The 6,111-nt window shown below is 59.7% G+C and carries 5 protein-coding genes and 2 pseudogenes; 5 read left to right on the top strand and 2 right to left on the bottom strand.

All coding sequences use genetic code 11. The features are described from left to right. Positions 1-55 precede the first annotated feature (55 nt). Positions 56-949, top strand: coding sequence for a tyrosine-type recombinase/integrase (locus DH08_RS30415; RefSeq protein ID WP_345892466.1), 894 nt, complete (start codon positions 56-58; stop codon positions 947-949). Next, complete coding sequence (locus DH08_RS30410) at positions 946-1,950, top strand: tyrosine-type recombinase/integrase (RefSeq protein WP_246801080.1); 1,005 nt, start codon at positions 946-948, stop codon at positions 1,948-1,950. Before DH08_RS30415 ends, DH08_RS30410 begins: the two co-directional genes overlap by 4 nt. A gap of 58 nt (positions 1,951-2,008) precedes the next feature. Here DH08_RS30410 and DH08_RS30405 read toward each other — a convergent pair. Beyond that, a pseudogene (locus tag DH08_RS30405) lies at positions 2,009-2,692 on the bottom strand (IS21 family transposase); the annotation flags it as partial. A 593-nt stretch (positions 2,693-3,285) separates the two neighbouring features. On the opposite strand from DH08_RS30405, the gene DH08_RS30400 reads away from it, so the two are divergent. From DH08_RS30400 to DH08_RS30390, 3 genes and pseudogenes are all read left to right on the top strand, one after another. Beyond that, positions 3,286-3,540, top strand: coding sequence for a hypothetical protein (locus DH08_RS30400; protein WP_192182935.1), 255 nt, complete (start codon positions 3,286-3,288; stop codon positions 3,538-3,540). Between the two features lie 67 nt (positions 3,541-3,607). After that, the gene (locus DH08_RS30395; protein ID WP_192182934.1) at positions 3,608-4,381 is read left to right on the top strand and encodes a phytanoyl-CoA dioxygenase family protein; all 774 of its coding nucleotides are present in this window, start codon (positions 3,608-3,610) and stop codon (positions 4,379-4,381) included. Between the two features lie 320 nt (positions 4,382-4,701). Continuing rightward, positions 4,702-5,338: pseudogene (locus tag DH08_RS30390) on the top strand (5-methyltetrahydropteroyltriglutamate--homocysteine S-methyltransferase); the annotation flags it as partial. A 56-nt stretch (positions 5,339-5,394) separates the two neighbouring features. Here DH08_RS30390 and DH08_RS36715 read toward each other — a convergent pair. Next, on the bottom strand, positions 5,395-6,111 hold a 717-nt coding region (locus tag DH08_RS36715; protein ID WP_246801078.1), incomplete at its 5' end, for an IS110 family transposase.

Raw genomic sequence — 6,111 nt, 5'->3', positions numbered from 1 at the left:
AGCGCGTCGTTCATGAGCCGGCGTCTACCCCGGCGCCTCCTCACAAGAAGTTACCGTGACATCGCCGCTGCGGATGCTCGACGGCTATCTGAACGCGCAGGAGATCAAGACCCTCGCGGAGATCACGCCGGCGCTCCTCGATGCTTTTTTCCTGAGCCGTCCGCGCTCGCGGCCGAGAAGCTTCAACCATCTTATCGGCGTCGTCGGCCGGCTGTTCGAGTGGATGGTCGAACATGACTTTATCGATCGCTCCCCCGTCACGATGAAGCCGCGCCGCCGAGGTAATCCAAGACCGCCCTGCATCCTGGATCTGCGGATCGCCCAACAACTCGTTGATCGCGCCGCCGAGCTCCCGGATCGGAACAACGCCCCGCTTCGCGGTCCCGCCTATGCCACCATCTTCAGCCTGCTGTTCGGGCTTGGTCTGCGCGTCGGCGAGGTTGCGCGCCTGCGCTGGCGGGATGTCGATCGGGATCGTAACGTCCTGACTATCCGTGAGACGAAGTTTTCCAAGTCGAGGCTCGTTCCCATGGGGCCGCACCTGGCACAGCGCCTTTGTGGGTTCATGACGCTGCGATCACAGCACCTGGTTTCGGTTACCGCCGACACACCGCTGTTTTCTTTCCTGCGAGGTCGGCCTGTAAATCCGGGCACGATCAGCATCATGTTCCGTTCTCTGGCCGATCAGTTGGACATACCGATCCCGCCAGGAGGAACGCCGGCTCACGTGCATGATCTGAGGCACAGCTTTGCGGTCGGGCGACTTCTGCGGTGGTATCGCGACGGACATAATCCCACCGACAAGCTGGTCAAGCTGTCGACCTTCATGGGGCACGTGGATCCCGCTTCCACCGCCGTCTATCTCACCGTTACCGCCGATCTCCTGGAAGCCGCCGGTCAGCGCTTCGAACGCTTTGCGGCACCGCTTTCGCGTGGAGGTCGGCCATGAGGACCGTCGGCAGCCTCGTCTATCAGTTTTTCGAACACCATCTCAAAGCCGAGAAGGGTCTGGCGTCCACCTCGATCCGGAGCTACCGCGACGGAATCCGGTTGTTTCTCCTGTTCTTGGCCCGGGAGAACCGACGCCCGATCAGCAAGCTCAGGCTGAGCGATCTCAGCGCCGACAATGTGCGGGCCTTTCTCGCCCATCTTGAAGCCGAGCGCGGCAACAGCATCCGAGCACGGAACCACCGGCTCGCAATGCTGCACACCTTCTTCGCCTATGCCGGTGGCCAGGAACCGATGGTGCTGCCGGAGGCCGAACGCGTCGCCGCCATCCCGAGGAAGCGCACGCAGCCGGCGGCCACCTATTATCTTGAACGCGACGAGGTCGAACGGCTCTTCGACGGGCTGCCGCGCGACGGGAAGCTGGCCACCCGCGACAAGGCGCTGCTCATGTTCCTGTACAACACGGGCGCCCGCGCAACGGAAGTCATCGGACTGACCGTCGATCAGCTGGTGTTGACCTCCTCGCCGCGGGTGAACCTGCACGGCAAGGGCGATAAGTGGCGGACCTGCCCACTATGGCCCGAGACCGCCCGCCTGCTTGGCGAGATGCTGCGTGACCGACGCCGGCCAGCCACGCCGGAAAGTCCGGTATTCCTCAGCAACGTCGGCAAGCCGCTGACGCGATTCGGCCTGTACAAGCTCGTCCGGCGTCATGGTTCGGACGTTCGCATCGGCAACGGACAGAGGTCGATTTCTCCGCATGTTTGGAGACACACGACGGCCGTGCATCTACTCGAATCCGGTGTCGACGTGAACGTCATAAGAGGTTGGCTTGGCCACGTCAGCCTGGATACGACCAACCGATATGCCGAGATCAACATCAAGATGAAGCAAGAGGCGCTCGAAGCTTGTCGGGTGCCTGCTACTCCTTCGGTGGGACCTCCCCGAAAGCCAGTCTGGCAGAGCGAGCCAAAACTTCTCGAATGGCTCGCCGGCCTCTGATCGTTATGTGCCCCGTGTCGTCGAGAACGCTTGGATCAGCAGGCTGCGGGGCACATATCCGTTCGGGACACAAAACTGCGATTACGTGCCCGGGCACGTAATCGTAGACCACGAACTTCGGCACGCCGCCCAGAAAGGTGAAAAGGTTCGTATGAACACGGATCCACTCGGGCAGGCTCTCGCTCGGGCAGGCCTCGGCGTAGGTATAGTTGGAGGCGCCCATCGCTGCGACAAACAGCTTCATGGGATGCGCTTCGCCGGTGATGGGGTCGAAGATGTCGATGGTGTCGCCGGCGAAATCGACAAACACCTTCTCGCCGCCCAGGTGCGTCTGGCGCATCGTCGGGCGCGCGCGCTCTTTCCAGGCCTCGAAGGTCGTGCAAAACCAGGTATAGCCAAAGCCGTCGGGATTGGCGGCACGATACTCTTCCCACAGCAGCACCCGCGTTACGCCGCGCCGGCGCAACTCCTTCTCCACATAGCTCCAATCGGGCACCGGCCGCCGAGGGCTTTGCGAGGCCGCCTTCGGCGCAGGGAAGAGCAGCAGCTCAAGGCCTTCGTCATCCATCCCTTCGGGCAGCGGCCAGCTCAGTCCGGCAAGACGGGCGCGTTGCAAGTAACCGTGGACGACGCCATTGCTGACCCCGAGCGTGCGCGCGATGACGCGCTCGGTCAGACCCTGGGAAAATCTCAATCGTAATACGTCTCTGATCCGGCGCCTCGACAATCTCTTGGTTGGCATCAGGCTTCCTCGTTTTGAACGAGGCCTCCTGTAGACCGCTGAGTTGTCGGCCGAAGCGTCCAGCACCTCCGAAAAGGTTGCTCACAATCGCCTGAAATCGCTGCTCACGATCCCGCGAAATCCATGCTCACGATGCGGTGAAATCCGTGCTCACGATCGTCTGAAATACGCAGGTAGTCTCGAGAGCGCACGCAGATTTCGAATAATTCTCGAATTTAACCGATAAAAAAACTTAATAAAAATTTTACAACGCCAGATGTTTTGAAAAATATACACAGCCTAAACTTAACTTAAAATAACATTTATATTTTCGGCAACGCGATAGAGTTTGGCGATGTCGGCCTGTCGGTAGCGGCCCGCAGAACCGCGCATTTACGGTGGCAGCTTGTGCACCTGTGCACCAGTGACAACATCATCAAGTGCAAATGGCTGCAGAGGAGATATCATGGAGCGCGCCCCGACAACTGCGGTCCCTCAACTTCGAGGGCTAGCACCGAGAGTGTCTGACCAATTTTCGTTGGTCTCGTCGATGCATTTCCAGAAGACAGCTAAGGCGACGTTTGCGGTCGATTTGCGATTTCTCGACCATACTGATGGAGTTACTCAATTCAATGAATGTGCGCGGCGACAACTACGGTGGCCGATTCAGCGATGTCAGGCAGGCGGTGACAATCGGGCGGTTACCACAGAGCCATCAATTTGGGTATATGCCCCTCGGCGTGGCAGCGCCCGGTATGCTCCTCGGTGCAGTCGCGCATGCAATTTCACTCTGCGTATCAGGGCGCTCGGCGATGATAATCAACGACGATACGCAGAATCAACAAAAAGAATATCCTCAGATCTGGTAGCTTCATCTGAGCTCCATACTAGGTCTACATTTCCCACATCACAATCTCACTTGCGAGGACGCGTGTAATGAGACAGGACCTAACATCACTGAAAGTCCGCTACGCCGAACAGGGTTTCGCCGTGCTGGAGGGCTTGTTTGAGGAGGACGAGTTGGCCCTCATCTGCAAGGAGTCGGACCTCATCTGCGGGGTAGGCGAAGTTCCCTGCCCTCACGAGGGGCGAGTCGAATACGAGGGCGACGGGACATCATTGCGCACCCGATTCGGCATACACCTGGATACGCCTGTGTTCTCACGTCTCGCAAGAGATGTCCGGTGTGCTGGCGCGGCACGCGAGGTGCTCGGAGACGAAGTCTATCTTCATCAGTCCAGGTTGAATGCAAAGACAGCCTTCGCAGCACGGGACTTCGGTTGGCATCAGGATCTAGCTTATTGGAGCCCTAGGGATGGGATTCCGGGGCCAAGCATCTTGAGCGTAGCTCTGTTCGTGGACGACGTGACACCGGTCAACGCACCGATGTTCGTGATACCTGGCTCGCACACCGCCGGACTGTTGCCGACCACAGATTATAATCTTAGCAGAGCTCAGGTGAGCTCGGCCGCGGCGAAATTCGGGATTGAGGCAATTCTTGGCCAGAGAGGCACTATGCTCATCTTCTCGAGCACTTTGATCCACTCCTCACCGCCGAACATCTCTCCTGTGGGGCGGCGTATCCTCTTCTTCTGCTACAACGCCCTCTCGAACGTCAGAGCAGATACTGGCGCGGCATCCTTCGACTTCCTTGCCTCCAGAGATTTCACGGCTATCGTCCCGGAAACGGGTCAGATCAATGCAAGCTGAAGTTCTCGTCCAAGAGACTGATCCGACTCGCCGGTTCCGACGGCTTTCCAGCTACTCGACAGGTTCGGATCCGAGCCCAACAATTTGAACTTCGCGTCCTGGAGCGATGTCGATCTGGAAAGAAACTTAACAGGGGCTTATCTGCGCACGGAATGCGTATGGTTTCGAAATGGTCGATGAGATCCGGTCGCCAGTGGCGTTGCGTTTGGTCGCCTTCTTGACTGGTGCTGTCGCCGAGGGTTCTGTTTGCGGTGATCGGCAAGGACCGTTCCGCTCGTGCTGCATCGAGATCAATGTCGCGGTTTGCGGCTCAGACGGCTCGCGTCGAGATTGCGCCTTCCTGCTCGATGCTGCATGTGCCAATCGACCTGCGTATGGAGACGGTACTCGACCCGGACATCAGATCATGGCTCGCCTTCGCGGCCCAGAAGACCGATGAACTACTCGTACTGGCCGGGCCTTATCCCAAGGCAGAGATGCTTTGGCAGGCGAGTTGAAAACTTCTGCCGAGGCTGCCGCGATTCGCGCAATATCCACGAAGGTCCATGACCCGCTCGTTGAAGGGCGGGTCGCCGACATCAATGGCGCCATTGAGCAACGAAAGAACGCATTTGCCGAGCTTTCTAGGGCCCAGGCCTGCACGCTCGGCCTGCCGCCCCGCTCCCGACGACGACCATTGTATCCTTCCCGCAGACACCTCAGGGTGCGCAAGGCGCGTTCCGCTCATGCGAAGGGCCAGCTCAGCTATGTCGATTACGAAACCGTTCTGAAGAAGGAGACCGAGGCTGCCATTCGCTGGCAGGAGGAGATCGGGCTGGACGTTTTAGCGCACGGCGAGTTCGAACGAAAGAACGAAAGAACGAAACCAGATGTACAGATTTCGGCGAGCAGCTGTTCGGCTTCGCCTTCACCCAGCATGGCTGGGTGCAAAGCTATGGCTCCCGGTACGTGCGTCCCTGTACCCTTCTCATGCGGTTCTTGGGATGCTCGCCGTGGGTGGCGCGACGTGAAGCCTAGCGGAACTTAGCCTGCACCATGGGCGACGGCCCGAATTGGCGTAGCCTTCCCGAACCGAGCCGATTCGTCGGGAGCAACCCATCGCCCCCTGTGCTTCGAGCATCTGGGGGGGCGCGTGCCCCGTCGAATTGGCCGTGATCGATGCCCCGTGGGGAGTCCGCGCCGGAGCTGTGCCCTTTCCGAGCGCCAGTACAGGGATCGGCGAAGATCGTGGTGGCTCGTAGGCTCGATGCGCGACCACTCGCGCAATTCGATGACGACGGGTCGGCGACAGCAAGCAGCCGGAAGCAACGCGGATCGGTGCGCAGGGCGGAGGCCATCACTTCGGCATCGCGGCTGTCGTCCTTGGGACCGGCCAGGGTGAAGCGGTCGCGGAAACGATCCATTTGTTTCGGGTTGATGGAGTGCACCTTGAACCCGCGCTCCATCAGCATCTCGACCACGGGGCCGTGCGGCACCTCGATTGCGACCTGGATTTCATCCCCCGCAACTGCGCCGCTCGCCGTTATCAGCCAGGCCGTCATCTCGGCGAGCCCTTCGCCGCCGTGCCTGAAGACCCTTCGCCGATTTTTCGGCCATCCCCGTCCGTGAGGAACACATGATGGCTCTCCGACGCCCAGTCGACTCAAACGGGGAGAAGGCATGACGGCGATGTCACGGTAACTTCTTGTGAGGAGGCGCCGGGGTAGACGCCGGCTCATGAACGACGCGCT

Source organism: Mesorhizobium amorphae (genome assembly GCF_014843845.1).
GTDB classification, from domain to species: Bacteria; Pseudomonadota; Alphaproteobacteria; order Rhizobiales; family Rhizobiaceae; genus Mesorhizobium; species Mesorhizobium amorphae_A.
The sequence above is the reverse complement of the archived record's forward strand: the minus strand, read 5'-3'. Positions and strand labels throughout refer to the sequence as shown.